Below are 20,374 nucleotides of genomic sequence, written 5' to 3'. Positions count from 1 at the left end.
ACCACACACGGCCGATCAGGAAGGCAGCCCCTCCGTGTCCGCATCCGCATCCCGCTCCCCGCTGCACCTCGCCGTCGCACTCGACGGCACGGGCTGGCATCCCGCCGCCTGGCGCGAACCCGGCGCGCGCCCGAACGACCTGTTCACCGCCGCCTACTGGGCCGACCTGGTCGGCGAGGCCGAACGCGGCCTGCTCGACTTCGTGACCTTCGAGGACGGGCTGGGCCTTCAGTCCTCGCATCCCACAGAACCGGACGAGCGCACCGACCAGGTACGCGGACGGCTGGACGCCGTCCTGGTCGCCGCCCGGATCGCGCCGCTGACCCACCACATCGGGCTGGTCCCCACCGTCGTGGCCACGCACACCGAGCCGTTCCACGTCTCCAAGGCGGTCGCCACCCTCGACTACGTCAGCTCGGGGCGCGCCGGACTGCGGATCCTGGTGTCGGCGCGACCGCACGAAGCCGCGCACTTCGGCCGCCGCACCTTCCCCCGCTCCGACGAAGGGAGCCCGCCTCCCCGGCAGTTGGTGGACGAACTGCTGAACGAGGCGGCCGACCACGTCGAGGTGGTCCGGCGGCTGTGGGACAGCTGGGAGGATGATGCGGAGATCCGCGACGCGGCCACCGGGCGCTTCGTCGACCGCGACAAGCTGCACTACATCGACTTCGAGGGCGCCCGGTTCAGCGTCAAGGGCCCGTCCATCACCCCGCGCCCGCCGCAGGGCCAGCCGGTCGTCGCCGCGCTGGCGCACGGTCCCGCCGCGTACCGGCTGGTGGGCCGCTCCGCCGACGTCGGCTTCGTCACCCCGCACGACACCGCCGCGGCCAGGGCGGCCGTCGAGGCCGTGCACGCCGAACGGGCGGCGGCGGGAAGGGCGAACGATCCCCTGCACGTCTTCGGCGACCTCGTGGTGTTCCTGGACGACGACGCCCAGGCGGCGACCGCGCGCCGGGCACGGCTGGACGACCTCGCGGGCACGCCGTACACCTCCGACGCCCGCGTCTTCACCGGCACGCCCGGCCAACTGGCCGACGTGCTGGAGGAGTTGAGTGCGGCGGGGCTGTCCGGATTCCGGCTGCGCCCCGCGGTCGCCGGTCACGACCTGGAACGGATCACCCGTGGCCTGGTGCCGGAGCTCCAGCGCCGGAACCTGTTCCGCCGCGCCTACGAGGCCGGCACCCTGCGCGGTCTGCTCGGCCTCGCCCGCCCCGCGAGCCGCTACGCCGCCACCGCCTGACCAGGGAAGGACCGCCGCACCATGAGCAAGCCGCCCACCGGCAAGCCCGCCACCACCGGCACGCCCGCCACACCTGGCAAGCCCGTCACGCCCGGCAAGCCCGCCAAGCAGATCCACCTCGCCGCGCACTTCCCCGGCGTCAACAACACCACCGTGTGGAGTGACCCGAGAGCCGGAAGCCACATCGAGTTCAGTTCCTTCGCCCACTTCGCGCGCACCGCCGAACGCGCGAAGTTCGACTTCCTCTTCCTCGCCGAGGGCCTGCGGCTGCGCGAACAGGGCGGGAAGATCTACGACTTGGATGTGGTGGGACGGCCCGACACCTTCACCGTGCTGGCCGCGCTCGCCGCCGTCACCGACCGCATCGGCCTGACCGGCACCATCAACTCCACGTTCAACGAGCCGTACGAGGTGGCCCGCCAGTTCGCCAGCCTCGACCACCTGTCGGGCGGGCGTTCCGCGTGGAACGTGGTCACCTCCTGGGACGCCTTCACCGGCGAGAACTTCCGGCGCGGCGGCTTCCTCCCGCGCGAGGAGCGCTACTCGCGGGCGCGGGAGTTCCTGGCCACCGCCAACGAGCTGTTCGACTCCTGGAAGGGCGACGAGATCGCCGCCGACCAGGCCGCCGGTGTCTTCCTGCGCGACGCCAGGGCCGGCGCGTTCCGGCACACCGGTCAGCACTTCGACATCGCCGGGCGGTTCGACGTCCCGCGCGCTCCGCAGGGCCGGCCGGTCGTCTTCCAGGCCGGGGACTCCGACGAGGGCCGCGAGTTCGCCGCCGCCGACGCGGACGCCATCTTCAGCCGGCACAGCACGCTGGACGCGGGCCGCGAGTTCTACGCCGACGTCAAGCGCCGCCTGGCCCGCCACGGCCGCACCCACGACCAGCTGCTCATCCTGCCCGCGGCGACCTTCGTGCTCGGCGACACCGACGCCGAGGCGCGCGAACTCGCCCACGAGGTGCGGCGGCAGCAGGTCAGCGGTCAGACCGCGATCCATTACCTGGAACAGGTGTGGAACCGCGACCTGTCCTCGTACGACCCGGACGGACCGCTACCCGACGTCGACCCGGACCTCACGGAGCACACCATCGCCCGCGGCCGGGCCGGCGTCCGGATGTTCCGCGACCCGTTCGCCACCGCGCGCGAGTGGCGGGAGTACGCCGAGGCACACAAGCTGTCGATCCGCGAGCTGATCATCGACAAGACCGGCCGCCAGTCGTTCGTGGGATCGGCCGCCACCGTCGCCGCCACCATCGACGCGTTCGTGCAGGCCGACGCGGCCGACGGCTTCATCCTGGTCCCCCACATCACCCCGGGCGGCCTGGACGAGTTCGCCGACACCGTGGTGCCGCTGCTCCAGGAACGCGGGGTGTTCCGGACCGAGTACGAGGGCACGACGCTGCGCGACCACCTCGGACTGGCCCACCCGGACGCGGAACCCGTCGCGGACACGGCTTCGGGGACGGAGTCGGTCGACGAGCGGGCGGCGTCGTGAGGTTCCTCGCGCTCACCCTGATCGCCAACGCGCCCGACCCGGTCACCGGCGAGCGCACCTCCACCGCGGAGCGCTTCAGCGAGGTGGTAGACAGCGCGCTGGAGGCGGAGCGGCTCGGCTTCGACGGCTTCGCGGTGGGCGAGCGGCACGAGTGGCCGTTCCTGTCCTCCTCGCCGCCCGTGGTGCTCAGCCACATCGCCGCGCTGACCTCGCGCATCCGGCTGTTCACCGGGGTCACCACGCTGAGCCTGCTGGACCCGGTGCGCGCCTATGAGGACTACGCGACCCTGGACCACCTGTCCGGCGGGCGCCTGGACCTGATCATCGGTAAGGGCAACGGCGCGGCGCAGCGCGAGCTGTTCCACGTCACGCCCGAGGACCAGTGGGAACGCAACGCCGAGGGGTACGAACTCCTGCGCCGGATCTGGCGGGAGGAGAAGGTCACCGCCTCGCCGCGCTTCCGCCCGGCGTTGGTCGATGCCCAGGTGTGGCCGCGACCCCGGCAGCGGCCGGTCCGGGTGTGGCACGGCAGCGCCACCAGCCGTGAGTCCGCCGACCTGGCGGCCCGACACGGCGACCCGCTGTTCTCCGCCAACGTCACCAATCCCATCGAGCCTTACGCCGACCTCGTGCGCCACTACCGGGAGCGGTGGGAGCACTACCGCCACGACCCGGCCCTGGCGGTCGTCGGCGCGGGCACCGCCGGGTACTACGCGGCCCGCACCTCGCAGGAGGCCCTCGCCGCCTACCGGCCGGTGTTCGCCGCGCGACTGGCGTTCCAGCGTCAACTGGGCCTGGAACCGGTCTTCCCCACGCTGGAGGACTTCGTGGAACGCAGTTCGGCGCTGATCGGCAGTCCGCAGCAGATCGCCGAGAAGGTCCACCGCTACCACGAGGCGCTCGGCCACACCGTGCTCCATCTGAGCGCCGACGCGGGCGGACTGCCCAAGAAGGAGCACCGCGCCTCGCTGGAGCTGTTCCAGTCCGACGTCGCGCCCGTGCTACGCCGCGAGATCCCCGATCCTCCGTTCGTCTGGGGCCCGGCGTCGCCCGCCCCCGCCGACGACTGAAGCAGGGCCACACCCCTGACGGACACCCCGCCGACCGACGACTGACGACTGACGACTGACGACTGAGGAGCATCCGACCATGTCGGACACACCCCTCGGGATCCTCGACCTGGTCCCGATCCCCTCCGGCGCGACCGCCGCCGACGCGCTGCGCGACTCCATCGACCTCGCCCGGCGCGCCGAGGAGTTCGGCTACGCGCGCTACTGGTTCGCCGAACACCACCTCAACCCGGGCGTCGCCGGGACGTCGCCCGCCGTCGTGCTGGCGCTGGCGGCCGCCGCGACGTCCACGATCCGGCTGGGCTCCGGCGCCCTCCAGCTGGGCCACCGCACCGCGCTGTCGTCGGTGGAGGAGTTCGGGCTGATCGACGCGCTCTACCCGGGACGGCTCGATCTCGGCCTCGGCCGCTCGGGCGGGCGCCCACCGGCTCGGCCGGGCGGCCCCGCGCCGACGACCACACCGGTCGTCGACGGCCGTACCCCCAACGGGCTGCGGATACCGCCGCGTTTCTCCTTCGAGCACCTGCTCGGATCCCCGCGCTTCGCGCTCCACCAGCGCCTGCTGCGCCAGCCGAACGCCGAACCGCAGGAGTACGGCGAGCAGGTCGCTGACGTCCTGGCGCTGCTGCGCGGCACGTACCGCTCGGACGACGGCGTCGAGGCGCACGCCGTGCCGGGCGAGGGAGCGGACGTCCAGGTGTGGATCCTGGGCAGCAGCGGTGGCACGAGCGCCCAGGTCGCCGGACGCAACGGCCTGCGGTTCGCGGCGAACTACCACGTCAGCCCGGCCACCGTGCTGGAGGCCGCCGAGGGCTACCGGGCCGGGTTCGAGCCGTCGGACGACCTCGCCAAGCCCTACGTCGGCGTCTCCGCCGACGTGGTCGTGGCCGAGGACGACGCGACCGCCCGTGAACTCGCCACCGGCTACGGCCTGTGGGTGCGCGGCATCCGCAGCGCCGAGGGCGCGATCCCGTTCCCCACTCCGGACGAGGCGCGGGCGCACGTGTGGACCGACGCGGACCGGGCGCTGGTCGCCGACCGCGTGGAGACGCAGTTCGTGGGATCGCCCGCACGCGTGGCCGACCAGCTGGAGCAGCTTCAGGAGGCCACCGAGGCCGACGAGTTGATCGTCACCACGATCACCCACGACCACGCCGACCGGGTCCGCTCGTACCGGCTCCTGGCGGAGGAATGGAGCCGGCGATGACGTCCGTACCGTCGCGCACGCCCGAGGAGGCGGAACCGGCGGGGGCACCCCCGCCCGCGCTCGACCGGCGGCCGTGCGACGAGCAGTTGCTCGCCGCGCGGCTTGTGCCGTCGCGCAAGCCGGGGCAGTGGGTGTCGGCGGTGGCGTCCCTGGTGCTGTTGGCGATGCTCGTGCACACGCTGCTCACCAACGACCGCTTCCAGTGGGACGTGGTGGACCGGTACTTCACCCGCGCCCCGATCCTGCACGGCCTCGCGCTCACCCTGTGGCTGACCGCCGCGGTCATGGTGAGCGGCTACCTGCTGGGCGTGGGAATCGCCGCCATGCGCTTGTCCGGCAACCGCGTCCTGCGCGCGCTCAGCTTCGGCTACGTGTGGATCGTCCGCTCGGTGCCGCCGCTGGTGCAGCTGCTCTTCTGGTACGAACTCGCCTCCCTGTACCCGCGGTTGTCGCTGGGCGTTCCGTTCGGCCGGGAGTTCGTCACGTTCCGCACGGCCCACATGTTCAGTGGTGTGCTCGCCGCGTACGTGGGACTGACCCTGGACGTGGCCGCCTTCTCCGCCGAGATCGTCCGGGGCGGCATCCTGTCCGTCGACCGCGGTCAGACCGAGGCGGCCCAGGCGCTCGGCCTGGGCCGGGGGCGGGTCTTCCGCCGGATCGTGCTGCCGCAGGCGATGCCCGCGATCGTGCCCGCCTCGGGCAACCTGCTGATCGGCCTGCTGAAGGCCACCTCGATCGTGAGCGTCATCGCCGTGCAGGACCTGCTGTACTCGGCGCAGCTCATCTACAACCAGAACTTCCTGATCGTCCCGCTGCTTGTGGTGGCGACGATCTGGTACGTCGTCCTCACCACGCTGCTGTCGATCGGGCAGCACTACGTGGAACGCCACTACGCACGCGGCCGCACATCCGGCAGCGGCGGGAGTGCCGCACGGACGGGACGCGGTGTGTGGGAGACGGCACGGGCCGGCCTCTCGCTCTTCGGCGCCACCCGGCGCGACCTGGCGGGCCTGTCGTGACCGGCGGCGAGCGTCCGTTGGTACGCGTACGGGGCCTGCGCAAGAGCTTCGGCGGTCAGGTGGTGCTGGACGGGGTCGACCTGGACGTGCGCGAGGGCGAGGTGACGGTCCTGCTCGGCCCCTCGGGTTCCGGCAAGTCCACGCTGCTGCGCTGCGTCAACCACCTGGAGAAGCCGGACGCCGGCTTCGTGGAGCTGGCCGGCGAGATCATCGGCTACCGGGCGAGCGGCGGAAGGCTGCACGAACTGCGACCGCGGCAAATCATGAGGCAGCGGTCCCGGATCGGCATGGTCTTCCAGCAGTTCAACCTCTTCCCGCACCTGACGGTGATCGAGAACGTCACCGAGGCGCCCGTCTCCGTACGCGGCACGCCGAGGAAGCGGGCGGCGCAACGCGCGCGCGAGCTGCTGGCCCGGGTGGGCCTCGCCGGACGCGAGGACGCCCTTCCCGGGCAGTTGTCGGGCGGGCAGCAGCAACGGGTGGCGATCGCCCGGGCGTTGGCGATGCAGCCGCGGCTGATGCTCTTCGACGAGCCGACCAGCGCGCTGGACCCCGAACTCGTCGGCGAGGTGCTGGCGGTGGTCCGGGACCTCGCGGTGAGCGGGATGACCATGATCGTGGTCACCCACGAGATCGGCTTCGCCCGCGAGGTCGCCGACACGGTCGTCTTCCTCGACGGGGGCCGGGTCGTCGAGTCCGGTCCGCCGGAGGCGGTCCTGACCGCCCCACGCCACGAACGCGCCCGGGCCTTCTTCGCGGCAGTCCTGTGAGGCGTGGGCGCCGTTCCGTGAGACCCACGGGCGCCGTGGACACGAGGCGCGGGCGCCGTTCCCCATCCCACCACCGAAAGGCAGCAACGTGACCACCGCCGGCTCCTCCCAACGCCACGGCCACCGTCGACATCACCGCATCCCACGTCCGGCCGCCTCGCTGATCGCCGCGGTCACCGGCCTCACCCTGCTCGCCGCCTGCGGCAGCGGTTCAAGCTCCGACTCTGACTCGCCGGCCAAGTCATCATCAGGAAGCGGGAGTTCGACCACGATCCCCACCCGGGACGTCGTCTCCGGCATCCGCGCGGACCCGGCCCTCAAAGCCGAACTGCCCGCCGCCGTACGGGACAGCGGTGCCCTGTCCCTGGGCACCGTCCAGGCGGTCGGCGTCTCCGGGCTGCCGCACGCGGGCCAGGCGCCGGACGGCAGCACCGTCGGCCTCGACGTGGACCTGCGCGACGCGGTCGCCAAGGTGCTGGGAGTCAGCTGGAAGGTGGGCTACGGGACGTTCCCCACCATCATCCCCGGTGTGCAGAACGGCCGGTTCGACGTCGGCCAGGCCAACTTCGGGGTGACCGCGGCACGCGAGAAGGTGGTGGACTTCGCCACGTACCTCAATGACGGCCAGGCGTTCCTCGGCGGCCGGGACACCACGATCTCGTCGGTCACCAGGCTCACCGACCTGTGCGGGCTGACCGTCGCCACGAGTCCCGGTTCGACGTTCCAGCAGATCCTGACCAGCGGTGCCGCCAAGTGCGCGGCGGCGGGCCGCAAGCCGTACCGCGTGCGGTACTTCACCGACACCGCACCGATCTTCCTCGGTCTGGCCAACGGCACGGTGGACGTCTACTTCGGCCCCACGCTGGGCCTGAAGTACGACGCGGCGCACATCGCCGGCACGAAGTTCCTCGGCCAGATCAGCACGACGCCGGTCGGCTTCGTGACCCGCAAGGGGTCGCCGCTCGGCAGGGCGCTCAGCGACGCCGTCAACAAGCTGATCGCCGACGGCACGTACAAGGAGATCCTCGCCAAGTGGGGTGTCCCCGGCACGGGCATCCCCGCCTCCCGGCTCAACCCGCCCGCCACGTTCTGAGGTCACCGACCGGACAGGAGATCCGCCATGACCACCGTCCTCCCCACCTCCGCCCCCGCCCCCGCGCGGCGGACCGCGACCGGCCTACGCGTCGAGAAGCTCACCGCCCGCATCGGCGCCCGGGTCTCGGGCGTCGACCTCGGCCGGCAGCTCGCCCCTGACATCGTCGCCGATCTGCGCACGGTGTTGAACGAGCACAAGGCCCTCGTCTTCGACGACGTCGACCTGGACGACGAGGGGCAGCAGCGCTTCGCCCGCTACTTCGGCGAGCTGACGACCGCGCACCCCACGGTCCCGGCGGTCGAGGGCGCACCGAACGTACTGCCCGTGGACAGCGAACGCGGCCGGTCCAACCACTGGCACACGGACGTCACGTTCGTGGTCAATCCGCCGCAGGCGAGCACGTTGCGCAGCATCGTGATCCCGCCGTACGGCGGCGAGACCCTGGTCGCCGACGCGGCCGGCGGCTACCGCGACCTGCCCGCCCCGCTGCGGGACCTCGCGGACACGCTGTGGGCCGAGCACACCAACGACTACGACTACGCGGTGCCGGAGGAGGACGTGGACGACGAAGGCGCGGCGCGGCGCGCGCAGTTCACGTCGATCACGTTCCGCACCGCGCACCCGGTGGTGCGGGTGCATCCACTCACCGGCGAACGCGGCCTGTTCATCGGCGGTTTCGCCCATCGGGTCGTCGGGTTGTCGAAGGCCGAGTCCCGCACGATCCTGGACCTGCTCCAGTCGTACGTGACACGCCCGGAGAACGTCCTGCGGTGGCGCTGGTCCCCGAACCAGCTGCTGCTGTTCGACAACCGCATCACCCAGCACTACGCCATCGACAACTACGACGACCGTCCCCGCCGCCTGCACCGCGTGACCGTGGCGGGCGACGTCCCGGTCGCCATCGATGGAAGGCGCAGCCACGCCATCACGGGCGACGCCTCCCACTACACGCCGGCCGGGTAGGGGGAGCCGCCTGGGCACCGAGCACCTCCGGCGTGCCTCCCGCCGTCCACGGCATTCGCGATCCCGGTGACGCAGAACGCGGCATCCGAGCAGAGCCGCACCGCCGCGGCGAGTGACTCCCCACCCCGGAGCATGGCATCGAGTCGTCCTCAAGGGCCCGGCGGCAGGGTCGCTGCCTCGACGACCACGAGGAGGACTCCGATGACGAGTCGATGGGCGACGCTGGCGGGGGCAGGAATGATGGCCGCGCTGGCATTGGGTACGGGGGCGCCGAACGCCGTCGCCGCGACGGACGCGGGAGGCTACGCGGACCTCGCCGTCGCGTGCGCGCCGACCGCGGCGAACGTGTGCGCGCACCTCCAGGAGCAGCCGGGCGACTCCACCACCGGGCCGCAGGTCCTGGGGCAGGGCACGGCGGACACCGGGCACGGGATCACCATCGTCCAGGTGACGCTCACGGAGAACACCGGCGGGACGCAAGGCAGTTCCAGCATGATCGTGGCGAGCACCACGCAGACCGTCACCTCCGGCACCCAGCTCACGGCCGGCACGCCGGGCACGGACGAGCAGTGCAGCTACAAGATCGTGACCGTCTCGTACACGACCACCGTCCAGTACCGGGTCGGCACGGGCTCGGTCCAGACGATCACCACGACCGGAGGCGGCAACTGCTTCCCGTTCTGACCGCGCCACACACAGGAAAAGCGTCTGGTCAGCACGCTGACCAGACGCTTTCACAAGTGTCCGAGGGGGGACTTGAACCCCCACGCCCGATAAAGGGCACTAGCACCTCAAGCTAGCGCGTCTGCCATTCCGCCACCCGGACCAGGTGTCGTCGCGCGGCGTGGCCGCGGCGACTGCGTCAACGATACCAAGGATTCGGAGTGCGTTTCACCTGCGCTTCCGCCAGGGCCGGGCGGGGAAGGCGGCCTAAGCTTCACGCATGGGTGTTATGGGTGGTGCGCCTGGTTCATCCCGTATGCGTCTGTCGGGACGGGTGACGCGACGGGCCCCGGGGCCCGTGCGGGAGTACTTGCGGGACACCTTCTGGTTCGCGCCCGCCGCCGGGCTCGTGGGGGCCGCGCTGCTGGCGTGGCTGACGACCGCCGCAGACGCCTGGCTGGTCTCGGCGCTGCGGCACGAAGGCGACCTGGCCGCCGTCAAGCGGCTGATCTCCGTCGCCGACGACTCTCGGTCGATCGTGACCACCGTGGGCGCGGCGATGCTGACCTTCATCGGCGTCGTGTTCTCCATCAGCCTCGTGGCCCTCCAGATGGCCGGGCAGCAGTTCTCGCCCCGGGTGGTGCGGCTGTACGTGCGCAGCCGGATCACCAAGTGCACCTTCTCGGTCTTCCTGGCGACGTTCCTGTTCTGCCTGCTGGTGCAGAGCTCGTACGACAGCGACACCGATCCGGCGACGGTCGGCACGGTGCCGTTCCTGTCCAGCCTGTGCGCGGTGCTGCTCGTCATGGTGAGCCTCGTGCTGTTCGTCGCGTACGTGAACTCCACGCTTCGGCTCACCCGGGTCAGCCACATCATCGACCGCATCGCCCGCGAGTCCTTCCGGGCGGCCCGCGCCCACGCCTTCGAAAGTCCCGGCGACGCGCCGCTGCCGGAGGCGGTCGGGACGGTGGCGTACCGGGGCCGGGCCGGGGTGGTGCGGGACGTGAACGCCGCCCGCCTGGTCCGGGTCGCCCGGCGCTACGGCACCGTCCTGCGCCTGGAGCCGCGCGCCGGGGACTTCGTGGTGCCGGGCACCCCCCTGCTCACGGCGCACGGCGGCACGGTCCCGCCCGCGCGGTCGCTGCGCCGCGCCGTCTTCGTGGGCGTCGAGCGGACCTACCGCGAGGACCTCGGCTTCGGCCTGCGCCAGCTCGCCGACATCGCACTGCGGGCCTCCTCCCCCGCGATCCAGGACCCGACGACCGCCGTGCAGGCCGTCGACCGCATCACGCACGTGCTGGCCGCGCTCGCGGACCGGCCGCTCGGCGCGGTGCACCACCGGGACCGGGCCGGGGCGGTGCGGCTGGTGCGCAACGTGCCGGACTGGGCGGACCTGGTCGATCTGGGATTCGCGGAGGTGCGGATCACGGCCGTGGGCAACCCTCAGGTCACCCGGCGGCTGGTCGCGGCGCTTGACGACCTGATGCGGCTGGCTCCCGCCGGGCGCAGGGCACCGCTGGAGCGGCACCACGCACTGCTGGCCCGTGCGGTGGAGCGCGCGGTGCCCGAGCCCGCGGAGCAGGACTTCGCGCTGCGGCCCGACCGGCAGGGCATCGGCTGAGCCGCCGCACCCGAGGACGGCCGCCGGCACCGTCGAGCGCCGGGGGGTGTCATGATCGGGCTGTGTGCGCCGAACGGGCGCACGTCGTCCAGACTGCCGGGAAGCGGGACTGATCACCATGGGACGGGTCACCGAGCGCCGCCGCGTACTGCGCATCCGGGACGGTTCCGTCGGTCACCGGGCCGACACGCTGGTCGCCGAGGAGCCGCTGGAGATCCGGCTCGGCGGCAAGCCGCTTGCCATCACCATGCGCACCCCTGGTGACGACTTCGCGCTGGCCGCCGGGTTCCTGGTCAGCGAGGGCGTGCTCGGCGACGCCGGCGACCTGGCGAACGTCGTCTACTGCGCCGGGGCCACGTCGGACGGGGGCAACACCTACAACGTGGTGGACGTGACGCTCGCGCCCGGCGTGCCGCTGCCCGACATCACGCTGGAGCGCAACGTCTACACGACGTCCTCGTGCGGGCTGTGCGGCAAGGCGAGCCTGGACGCGGTGCGCACCACCGCGCGATGGCCGATCGCGGACGACCCCGAGGTGCGCATCTCGCCGGAGACCCTGGCCGTCCTGCCGGACCGGCTGCGCTCCGCCCAGCGGGTGTTCGAACGCACCGGCGGGCTGCACGCCGCCGCGCTGTTCACCCCCGAGGGGGAACTGCTGGACGTGCGGGAGGACGTGGGCCGGCACAACGCCGTGGACAAGCTGATCGGCCGCGCGTACCAGCAGGGGCTGCTGCCGCTGTCGCGGGCCCTGCTGCTGGTGTCGGGGCGGGCCTCGTTCGAGCTGGCGCAGAAGGCCGTGATGGCCGGGATCCCGGTGCTGGCGGCGGTCTCCGCGCCGTCCTCGCTGGCGGTGGACCTGGCGGCTCAGACCGGTCTGACGCTGGTGGGCTTCCTGCGCGGGCCGTCGATGAACGTCTACGCGGGCGAGCACCGGGTGCAGGTCGAGGTCGAGGCCGAGGCGTAAGCGGGCTCCCGTGCGCCGGGGCCGGAACCCCTCCGGGTCAGCGGGTGGCGCGGGCCTCCTGGGCCGGGGTGCCGTCGACGACCTGGCCGGCGACGGTGCGCTGCTCGCCCGCCGGCGTCTCGTCGCGCAGCGCCTTGGTCTCCGCCTTGAGGATGCGCAGCGACTTGCCCAGCGAACGGGCGGTGTCGGGCAGGCGCTTGGCACCGAAGAGGACGATCGCGACGAGGACGACGATCAGCAGGTGGGTCGGGGTGAACAGGTCGCGGATCACGCGGGGCTCCTCAGGCTGGGACAGGGCGGGCCGGGGCGGCGCCACCGGGACCGGACCCGGTGTCGGCCGACGACGGCCCTTCAGGCAGGCTACCTTCCCCGTCGGCGTGCCCGTCATTTGACCACCGCTTTGCGATCACCGCGCAAACCATGAGTTGCATCTGATGGAACAACATCAGCGGCAGGATCATCAGACCGGCCTGCCCGCCGAACAGCACACTGGCCATCGGCAGCCCGTTGGCCAGGCTCTTCTTGGAGCCGCAGAAGACGATCGCGATCCGGTCGCCGCGCCCGAAGCCGAGGCGCCGTGAGGTGAACGCGGTCAGGCCCAGCACGACGGCGAGCAGCACCGCCTCCACGCCCAGCAGCGCCAGCAGCCGCGCCGCGGTCACCTGGTGCCAGATGCCGCGCACCATGCCCTCGCTGAACGCGGTGTAGACGACCAGCAGGATCGAGCCGCGGTCCACCAGCCCCAGGACCTTCTTGTGCCGGGCCACGAAGCCGCCGATCCAGCGCCGCAGCAGTTGCCCGGCGAGGAACGGCGCCAGCAGCTGCGCGCCGATGTCCAGCAGCCCGTGCGCGGAGAACCCGGCGCCGCTGGAGTGCATCAGCAGCGCGGCCAGCGCCGGGGTGCCGACCATGCCCAGCAGGCTGGAGTAGGTGCCCGCGCAGATCGCCGCGGGGACGTTGCCGCGGGCGATGGAGGCGAAGGCGATGGAGGACTGGATGGTGGACGGCAGGACGCACAGGTAGAGCAGCCCGGTGTACAGCTGGGGGGTCAGCACGTACGGCACCAGCCCCCGGGCGGCGAGCCCCAGCAGCGGGAAGACCGCGAAGGTGCTGAGCACGACGGTGAGGTGGAGCCGCCAGTGGCTGAGCCCCTGCGTCGCCTCCCGCGTGGACAGCCGGGTGCCGTAGAGGAAGAACAGCAGCCCGATGGCGACCGAGGAGGCGCCGCCCACGCCGGTCGCCGCCGCGCCCCTGGCGGGCAGCAGCGCGGCCAGGCACACCGTCGCGACCAGCAGCGCGATGTACGGGTCGACGGGCAACCAGGAGGGCTTGGTCAGGCGGCGCATGGCTTCTCTCGGCAGTGGCGGCGGTGGCGCGGGCGTGACGCCCGGCGAGGGGAGGCGGCGGGCCCGTGGTCCAGCCTGCGGCCTGCCGCGATCATTGTGAAGTACGGTCGCCGCGCTGACTGTCATCACGCAGCGCGATAGCTTGGGGGAATGTTCGATCCCGGGCAGTTGCGCACGTTCCTCGCGGTCGCCCAGTCGCTGAGCTTCACGCGGGCAGGGCAGCGGCTGGGCCTGCGGCAGTCCACGGTAAGCCAGCACGTGCGGAAGCTGGAGGAGGCGGCCGGACGGCAGCTGTTCCTGCGCGACACCCACGGCGTCGAGCTGACCGAGGACGGCGAGGCGATGCTCGGCTTCGCCCGCACGATCCTGGACGCCAACGAGCGCGCCGCGGCGTTCTTCACCGGGACGCGGCTGCGCGGCAGGCTGCGGTTCGGGGCGTCGGAGGACTTCGTGCTCACCCGGCTGCCGGAGATCCTGGAGCGCTTCCGCAGCGATCACCCGGAAGTGGACCTTGAGCTGACCGTGGAGTGGTCCGGCACGCTGCACGAGCAACTGGCCGACGGGCGCCTCGATCTGGTGCTGGGCAAGCGCGGCGCCGGGGAGACGCACGGGCGGCTGGTGTGGCGCGACCGGCTGGTGTGGATCGCGGGGCCCGGCCTGCGGCTGGAGGAGGACGCTCAGGACGCGGTGCCGCTGATCGTCTATCCCCCGCCGAGCATCACCCGGGCCCGCGCGCTGGACGTCCTGGAGCGGGCCGGGCGCGGCTGGCACATCACCTGCACCAGCGGCAGCCTGAGCGGCGTGCGGGCCGCCGCGCTGGCCGGGCTCGGCGTGGTCCCGCACGCGCAGGGCCTGGTCCCGCCCGGGCTGCGCCGCCTGCCACCGCACGCCTACGGGCTGCCGGAGCTGGGCGACGTCGACTTCGTGCTGCTGCGCGGCCGGCGCGAGGACCGGCGGCGCGACGGCCGCGAGCCGGCGGACGCGCTGGCCCGCGCGATCCTGGCGGCCGGCGACCGGCTGCACCGCGCGCTGTAGCGGGACGGCGGGACGACCGGCAGGGGCTTCAGGCGCCCAGGACGGCCCTCAGCGGCGGCCCTCGTACGTCAGCTGCTTGACCTGTCGCAGTATCGGCGCGGTCTCGACCTGCTGCACGCCGGACAGGGCGCCGATCTTCTCGCTGAGGTACCGGTACAGCGCGCCGTTGTCGCGGAAGAGGGCGACCGCGACCAGGTTGGCCTGCCCGGTGACCGCCGAGGCGAAGGCGACCTCGCGGTGCCCGGCCAGCGCCTCGCCGACCGACGCCAGCGCGCTGGGCGCCACCGTCAGCCACAGCACCGCGCGTACCTCGTGGCCGTACAGCGCCGAGTCCGCCTGCACGTCGATGTACAGGACTCCGATCCGGCGCAGGTGCTCCAGCCTGCGCTTGACCGCGGACTCCGACTGATGGGTGGCCGCCTGCAGTTCGGCGAGGGTGGCCCGTCCGTCCCTGCCCAGCGCCTCCAGCAGCGACTCGTCGACCGGGTCGAGGGTGATCGCGCCGGACGCCGGTTCGACCGGGGGCGGGGCGAGTGCCTCCACCTGGTCGGGTTCGAGGGCGTCGGACTTGCTGAACCAGCCGAGCGGGCCGCCGTAGAAGGTGTGCAGCAGGCTGTGCGCGCTGAGCGACACGATCCTTGGGGTGCGCTGGAGCTTGCCGAACAGCAACTCGTCGCGTTCGCCGCGGTCGCGGGCGCGCATGGTGCACATCACCTCGGTGCCGCCGGAGGTCAGGCCGATCCAGGAGGTGTCGGGGCGGCGCGCCAGCGCGTCGGCGAGCGGTTCCGCGGCGTCGGGGGTGCAGCGCAGCCGCACGTACCAGCGGGTCTGGCCGAGCCGTTCCTCGTCGCCGACGCCGATCACCCGCAGCCCCCTCCCGCACAGCCCGCGATAGCGGCGGGCGACGGTCTGGTCGGAGACGCCGAGGACCGTGGCGATCCTGCTGAACGGCGCCCGGCCGTCGATCTGGAGCGCTTGGAGCAGCTGGAGGTCCAGGGTGTCGAGCGCGTGGGATTTCATGCGTGCCGGCCCTCGGTGTGTCGGTTTCCGCCGCAAACCCGGCGCTGATTGTCAGCTTTCCATGTTCTGCGGTCATCGTATCGACGTACGACGAACCAAGGGAACGAGGAACATCCCATGCGCAAGTGGGGACCGCTGATCGCGGTCTGTCTTGGCACCTTCATGCTGCTGCTGGACGTCACGATCGTGACCGTGGCGCTGCCCGACATGGCGAAGGCGCTGCACGCCTCACTGTCCGACCTCCAGTGGGTCATCGACGTCTACGCGCTGGCGCTGGCCGCGCTGCTGCTGGGCGCGGGCTCGGCGGCGGACGCCTGGGGGCGCCGCAGGGTCTACGTGACCGGCACCGTGTTGTTCGCGGGCGCGTCGCTGGCCTGCGGGCTCAGCTCCGGGGCCACGATGCTGGTGGCGATGCGGTGTGTGCAGGGGATCGGCGGCGCCGCGATGTTCGCCACCACCCTGTCCCTGCTGGGCGCCAACTACTCCGGCCGCGACCGGGGCCTGGCGTTCGGCGTGTGGGGCGCGGTCTCCGGCGCCGCCGCCGCGCTCGGGCCGGTACTGGGCGGTCTGCTCACCCAGAGCCTGGACTGGCGCTGGATCTTCTTCGTCAACCTGCCGGTGTCCGTGCTGGCCGTGGCGCTCACGCTGCGCGTGGTCAAGGAGTCGCGCGGCCACGCGGGACAGCGCCTCGACATCGGCGGCACGCTGACCTGGACGGCCTTCGCGGGCGCCGCGACGTACGCGGTGATCAGGGCCGACTCGGTGGGCTGGCTGTCGGCGCGCACCCTGGGCACGCTCGCGGTGGCCACCGTGGCGCTGCTGGCGTTCCTGCTGGCGGAGCGGAACGCGGCGCACCCGATGCTGGACCCGAGGCTGTTTCGCAGCGGGTCCTTCGTGGCGGTGATGGCGGCGGCGTTCGCGCTGAACGCGGCGGCCTTCGGTGTGCTGCCGTACACCTCGATATGGCTGCAGACGGTGCTGGGCTTCAGCCCGCTCAAGGGCGGTCTGGTCCTCGTGCCGCTGGCGGCCTGCTCGTTCGTGGTGGCGCTGGTCGGCGGGCGGCTGCTGCACGGGGTGCCGGCCCGCTACACGGTCGGCGTCGGTTTGCTGCTGATCGGCGCGGGCTCGCTGGCCCAGGCGGTCCTGGGCGCGGGCTCGGGCTGGGCGGCGCTCGCCCCGGGGCTCGCGGTCGCGGGCTTCGGCGTCGGCCTTGCCACCCCGGCGATGTCGCAGGCCGCGCTGGCCTCGGTGCCGCCGCACCGGGCGGGCATGGCGGGCGGCGCGGTCAACACCTTCCGGCAGCTCGGCTACGCGCTCGGCGTGGCACTGTTCGGCACGCTGGCCGCCTCCCGCATGACGCACTCGCTCACCGGGCACGTCGCCGACCCGCACGGCACCGCGGGCGCGCTGGCCGGGGGCGCGGCGCCGCAACTGCTGGCGCACACCCCGCCGGCCGCCCGCCCGGCCGCCACGCACGCGGTGCACGCAGCGTTCGCCTCCGGGCTGGACGCGGCGGCGCTGACCGCGGGCGCGGTGGGCGTCGTGGCGGGCGTGCTCGTGCTGCTGATGGTGCGCGACGCGCCGCGACGGCACCCGGCGGCCCCCGCGCCGGCCGAACGGCAGGCGGCACCGGCGGCGTCCAGCGGGGTGTGACCCGCCCCTCGTGGCACGGCGCGGTGCGGGCTCACGCCCGGTGCGATGTGCCCCATTCGACCCGGACGGCAAGCGGTGCACCTTTCGCCCCGCTGTCGTCCGGGTCGCCCGCTGTAATGCGGGGGTGAGCGCGTGGAGCAGATTCGGTGCAGATCCACGGTCTGTCACAACTGCGTAGCCGCACGGCAGTTCAGGCGTTTGCGTCGTGATCACCGCACAACGGGCGTAAGGCGACGGGAGAATCCGGACGTCTCGGGATGCGGCGGGCCCCTCCCCCGCGCGCGCGAGATCAGGTAGCTTACGGGCCCCGCCCGGCGCGCCCGCCAGCTCCGGCCCTCGACCAGCCGGTCTGGACCCGCGTCGGCACAGCACCACCGTCGAGGCGCCGTGCGGAGCGCCGCCGAGGAGCGTTCAGTGCGCGAGTTCACCGTGCCGCCGTGCGAGACGGCGTCCCAGGCCGGAGGCCTGGCGGACTCCGTGTTCGCGCACGCCGCCGAGGCGCCGGACGCGGTCGTGCTCGGGCGCAAGGTGGACGGCCGGTGGCGGGACGTGCCGGCCGCGTCGTTCCGCGACGAGGTGGTGGCGCTGGCCAAGGGCCTGCTGGCGGAGGGCGTCCGGTTCGGCGACCGGGTGGGCATCATGTCCCGCACGCGCTACGAGTGGACGCTGTTCGACTACGCGCTGTGGTCGATCGGCGCGCAGCCGGTGCCGGTCTACCCGACGTCCTCCTCGGACCAGGTGGGCTGGATGCTGCACGACTCCGGCGCGGTGGCCTGCGTGGTCGAGCACGAGGACCACGCGATGACGATCGGCGCCGTCGTCGACCAGCTTCCGCAGCTGGAGCGCCTGTGGCAGCTGGACGCGGGCGCGGTGCCGGACCTCGTGGCGGCCGGTGCGCACATCGACGACGAGGTGGTCGACCGCCACCGGCTCGCCGTCACCCCCGACGCGACCGCCACCGTCATCTACACCTCCGGCACCACCGGCCGCCCCAAGGGGTGCGTGCTCACCCACGCCAACTTCATGTCCGAGGCCGACAACGTCGTCGGGCGCTGGGAGCCGGTCTTCCACTCCAAGGCCGGTGACGAGGCCTCCACCCTGCTGTTCCTGCCGCTGGCGCACGTCTTCGGCCGCATGGTGGAGGTCGCCGCGATCCGGGCGGGGGTGAAGCTGGGCCACCAGCCGAGCCTGGCCGCGGACGACCTGATGCCCGACCTGGCCGCCTTCCGCCCCACGTTCATGCTCGCGGTGCCGTACGTCTTCGAGAAGGTCTTCGGCGCCGCCCGCCGCAAGGCCGAACTCGGCGGCAAGCTGGGCCCGTTCGACAAGGCGGTCGAGGTCGCGGTGCGCTACGCCGAGGCGGTGGAGGCCAAGGCCTTCGGCACGGGCCCGGGACCCGGCGCCTCGTTGCGCATGCAGCACCAGTTGTACGACAAGCTGGTGTACGCGAAGATGCGCGACGCGCTGGGCGGGCGGCTGCGGCACGCGATGTCCGGCGGCTCGGCGATGGAACGGCAGCTCGGGCTGTTCTTCGCCGGTGCGGGCGTGACGATCTACGAGGGCTACGGGCTGACCGAGACCACGGCCGCCGCGACCGCCAACCCGCCGGAGCGCACCCGGTACGGCACCGTCGGGCAGCCGGTGCCCGGCACCACGGTGCACATCGCCGAGGACGGCGAGGTGTGGCTGCGCGGCGGCCAGGTCTTCGCCGGGTACCTGAACAACCCCAAGGCCACCGACGAGGTGCTGCATGACGGCTGGCTGGCCACCGGGGACCTGGGCGCACTGGACGACGAGGGCTACCTGACCATCACCGGGCGCAAGAAGGAGATCCTGGTGACCAGCGGCGGCAAGAGCGTCTCGCCGGTGCCGCTGGAGGACCGGGTGCGCGCCCATCCGCTGGTCGCGCAGTGCGTGGTGGTCGGCAACGACCGGCCCTACGTGGCGGCCCTGGTCACGCTGGACCCGGAGGCGGTGGAGCACTGGCTGTCGATGCGCGGCAAGCCGTCGATGCCGCCGGAGGAACTGGTGCGCGACCCGGACGTGGAGACCGAGGTGCGGCGCGCCGTGGTGGCCGCCAACACGCTGGTGTCCAAGGCCGAGTCCATCCGCACGTTCCGCATCCTGGCGGCGCGCTTCAGCGAGGAGAAGGGCCTGCTCACGCCGTCGCTGAAGCTGAAGCGCAAGGCGATCGAGAAGGCGTACGCCGCCGAGATCGAGGCCCTGTACCACGCGTGACGCCGCACGAACGGATGGGCCCTCCCGCGCGTGAGAGAGCTCGGCGCGGGAATGCGAGGGGGGTCGAGAAGTGTTGTGAGCTGCGGAAAGCAGTCACGACGACGAGACGAGACAAGGAAGCCACTGCTCGTGAGCAAGGTCCCCTTCATCACCCTGAACAACGGCGTCACGATGCCGCAGCTCGGTCTCGGCGTCTGGCAGGTGCCGGACGACGAGGCGACCAGGGCGGTCACCACCGCGCTCGACGCGGGGTACCGCAGCATCGACACCGCCGCCGCGTACCAGAACGAGGAAGGCACCGGAAAGGCCCTGGCGTCCTCCGGGATCCCCCGCGAGGACCTGTTCGTCACCACGAAGCTGTGGAACGCCGACCACGGCTACGACTCCGCGCTGCGCGCGTTCGACGACTCGCTGAAGCGGCTCGGTCTGGAGCGGGTGGACCTGTTCCTGATCCACTGGCCGCTGCCCTCGCGTGACCTGTACCTGGACACCTGGCGGGCGCTGGAGAAGGTCTACGCCGACGGCCGGGCCCGCGCGATCGGCGTGTCCAACTTCCAGCTCCCGCACCTGCGGCGGCTGCTCGACGAGGCCACCGTCGTCCCGGCGGTCAACCAGATCGAGCTGCACCCGTACTTCCAGCAGGCGCAGGCGCGCGCCTTCCACGCCAAGCACGGCATCGCCACCGAGGCGTGGTCCCCGCTCGGCCAGGGCAAGGGCCTGCTGTCCGACCCGGTGGTCGAGTCGGTCGCGGCCAAGCACGGCGTCACCGCGGCCCAGGCGGTGCTGCGCTGGCACCTGGAGACCGGCAACGTGGTCATCCCCAAGTCGGTGACGCCGTCGCGCATCGCGGAGAACATCGACGTCTTCGGCTTCGAGCTGGACGCCGACGACCTCGCGGCCTTCGCGGGCCTGGACCGGGGCGAGCGTCTGGGCCCGGACCCGGCCCACTTCGACATGGTCTGAGCCCCGCGG

General features: G+C 72.6%; 18 protein-coding genes and 1 tRNA gene. 15 read left to right on the top strand and 4 right to left on the bottom strand.

Annotated features, from left to right (window positions below):
- Nucleotides 1-34: 34 nt before the first annotated feature.
- From CK485_RS22150 to CK485_RS22110, 9 genes are all read left to right on the top strand, one after another.
- On the top strand, nt 35-1,240 hold the full coding sequence (locus CK485_RS22150) for an LLM class flavin-dependent oxidoreductase (RefSeq protein WP_109453617.1): 1,206 nt from the start codon (nt 35-37) through the stop codon (nt 1,238-1,240).
- A 21-nt stretch (nt 1,241-1,261) separates the two neighbouring features.
- Complete coding sequence (locus CK485_RS22145; protein WP_109453616.1) at nt 1,262-2,737, top strand: NtaA/DmoA family FMN-dependent monooxygenase; 1,476 nt, start codon at nt 1,262-1,264, stop codon at nt 2,735-2,737.
- Nucleotides 2,734-3,807, top strand: a complete 1,074-nt coding sequence (locus CK485_RS22140) for an LLM class flavin-dependent oxidoreductase (protein WP_109453615.1) — start codon at nt 2,734-2,736, stop codon at nt 3,805-3,807. The genes CK485_RS22145 and CK485_RS22140 overlap by 4 nt, the downstream gene beginning before the upstream one ends.
- Nucleotides 3,808-3,886: 79 nt before the next feature.
- Complete coding sequence (locus CK485_RS22135) at nt 3,887-5,014, top strand: LLM class flavin-dependent oxidoreductase (protein ID WP_109453614.1); 1,128 nt, start codon at nt 3,887-3,889, stop codon at nt 5,012-5,014.
- Entirely contained in the window at nt 5,011-6,033 is a 1,023-nt protein-coding gene (locus tag CK485_RS22130) for an amino acid ABC transporter permease (RefSeq protein ID WP_109454332.1), read from the top strand. The genes CK485_RS22135 and CK485_RS22130 overlap by 4 nt, the downstream gene beginning before the upstream one ends.
- Nucleotides 6,030-6,803, top strand: coding sequence for an amino acid ABC transporter ATP-binding protein (locus CK485_RS22125; RefSeq protein WP_109453612.1), 774 nt, complete (start codon nt 6,030-6,032; stop codon nt 6,801-6,803). The genes CK485_RS22130 and CK485_RS22125 overlap by 4 nt, the downstream gene beginning before the upstream one ends.
- Before the next feature lie 88 nt (nt 6,804-6,891).
- Nucleotides 6,892-7,896 carry a transporter substrate-binding domain-containing protein gene (locus tag CK485_RS22120; RefSeq protein WP_199239475.1) on the top strand — a complete coding sequence of 335 codons (1,005 nt, stop codon included), beginning with the start codon at nt 6,892-6,894 and terminating at the stop codon, nt 7,894-7,896.
- Between the two features lie 27 nt (nt 7,897-7,923).
- The gene (locus CK485_RS22115; protein ID WP_109453611.1) at nt 7,924-8,862 is read left to right on the top strand and encodes a TauD/TfdA family dioxygenase; all 939 of its coding nucleotides are present in this window, start codon (nt 7,924-7,926) and stop codon (nt 8,860-8,862) included.
- A gap of 201 nt (nt 8,863-9,063) precedes the next feature.
- The gene (locus tag CK485_RS22110) at nt 9,064-9,546 is read left to right on the top strand and encodes a hypothetical protein (RefSeq protein WP_146214572.1); all 483 of its coding nucleotides are present in this window, start codon (nt 9,064-9,066) and stop codon (nt 9,544-9,546) included.
- Between the two features lie 57 nt (nt 9,547-9,603).
- Here the strand turns inward: CK485_RS22110 and CK485_RS22105 are convergent.
- Nucleotides 9,604-9,688 (bottom strand) — tRNA-Leu (locus CK485_RS22105).
- Between the two features lie 153 nt (nt 9,689-9,841).
- Between CK485_RS22105 and CK485_RS22100 the strand changes: the two genes are divergently transcribed.
- Nucleotides 9,842-11,146 (top strand): DUF2254 domain-containing protein, encoded by a 1,305-nt coding sequence (locus CK485_RS22100; RefSeq protein WP_109453608.1) that lies wholly within the window; start codon nt 9,842-9,844, stop codon nt 11,144-11,146.
- Nucleotides 11,147-11,264: 118 nt separating this feature from the next.
- On the top strand, nt 11,265-12,110 hold the full coding sequence (gene fdhD / locus CK485_RS22095) for a formate dehydrogenase accessory sulfurtransferase FdhD (RefSeq protein WP_109453607.1): 846 nt from the start codon (nt 11,265-11,267) through the stop codon (nt 12,108-12,110).
- A gap of 37 nt (nt 12,111-12,147) precedes the next feature.
- On the opposite strand, the gene tatA is transcribed toward fdhD, so the two are convergent.
- On the bottom strand, nt 12,148-12,381 hold the full coding sequence (gene tatA / locus CK485_RS22090) for a Sec-independent protein translocase subunit TatA (protein ID WP_109453606.1): 234 nt from the start codon (nt 12,379-12,381) through the stop codon (nt 12,148-12,150).
- Between the two features lie 10 nt (nt 12,382-12,391).
- Nucleotides 12,392-13,456, bottom strand: coding sequence for a bile acid:sodium symporter family protein (locus tag CK485_RS22085; RefSeq protein WP_109453605.1), 1,065 nt, complete (start codon nt 13,454-13,456; stop codon nt 12,392-12,394).
- Nucleotides 13,457-13,606: 150 nt separating this feature from the next.
- Between CK485_RS22085 and CK485_RS22080 the strand changes: the two genes are divergently transcribed.
- Nucleotides 13,607-14,491 carry a LysR substrate-binding domain-containing protein gene (locus tag CK485_RS22080; RefSeq protein ID WP_109453604.1) on the top strand — a complete coding sequence of 295 codons (885 nt, stop codon included), beginning with the start codon at nt 13,607-13,609 and terminating at the stop codon, nt 14,489-14,491.
- A gap of 48 nt (nt 14,492-14,539) precedes the next feature.
- Here CK485_RS22080 and CK485_RS22075 read toward each other — a convergent pair whose 3' ends face one another.
- Nucleotides 14,540-15,511 carry an Lrp/AsnC family transcriptional regulator gene (locus tag CK485_RS22075; protein ID WP_109453603.1) on the bottom strand — a complete coding sequence of 324 codons (972 nt, stop codon included), beginning with the start codon at nt 15,509-15,511 and terminating at the stop codon, nt 14,540-14,542.
- 117 nt (nt 15,512-15,628) lie between these two features.
- Between CK485_RS22075 and CK485_RS22070 the strand changes: the two genes are divergently transcribed.
- The 3 genes from CK485_RS22070 (at nt 15,629) to CK485_RS22060 (ending at nt 20,365) form a co-directional block, all read left to right on the top strand.
- Complete coding sequence (locus CK485_RS22070; protein WP_109453602.1) at nt 15,629-17,164, top strand: MFS transporter; 1,536 nt, start codon at nt 15,629-15,631, stop codon at nt 17,162-17,164.
- Between the two features lie 414 nt (nt 17,165-17,578).
- Complete coding sequence (locus CK485_RS22065) at nt 17,579-19,402, top strand: AMP-dependent synthetase/ligase (RefSeq protein WP_109453601.1); 1,824 nt, start codon at nt 17,579-17,581, stop codon at nt 19,400-19,402.
- A gap of 129 nt (nt 19,403-19,531) precedes the next feature.
- Entirely contained in the window at nt 19,532-20,365 is an 834-nt protein-coding gene (locus CK485_RS22060) for an aldo/keto reductase (protein WP_109453600.1), read from the top strand.
- Nucleotides 20,366-20,374: the final 9 nt, after the last annotated feature.

Source organism: Streptomyces sp. ICBB 8177 (assembly GCF_003144095.1).
GTDB lineage: Bacteria > Actinomycetota > Actinomycetes > Streptomycetales > Streptomycetaceae > Streptantibioticus_D.
The sequence above is the reverse complement of the archived record's forward strand: the minus strand, read 5'-3'. Positions and strand labels throughout refer to the sequence as shown.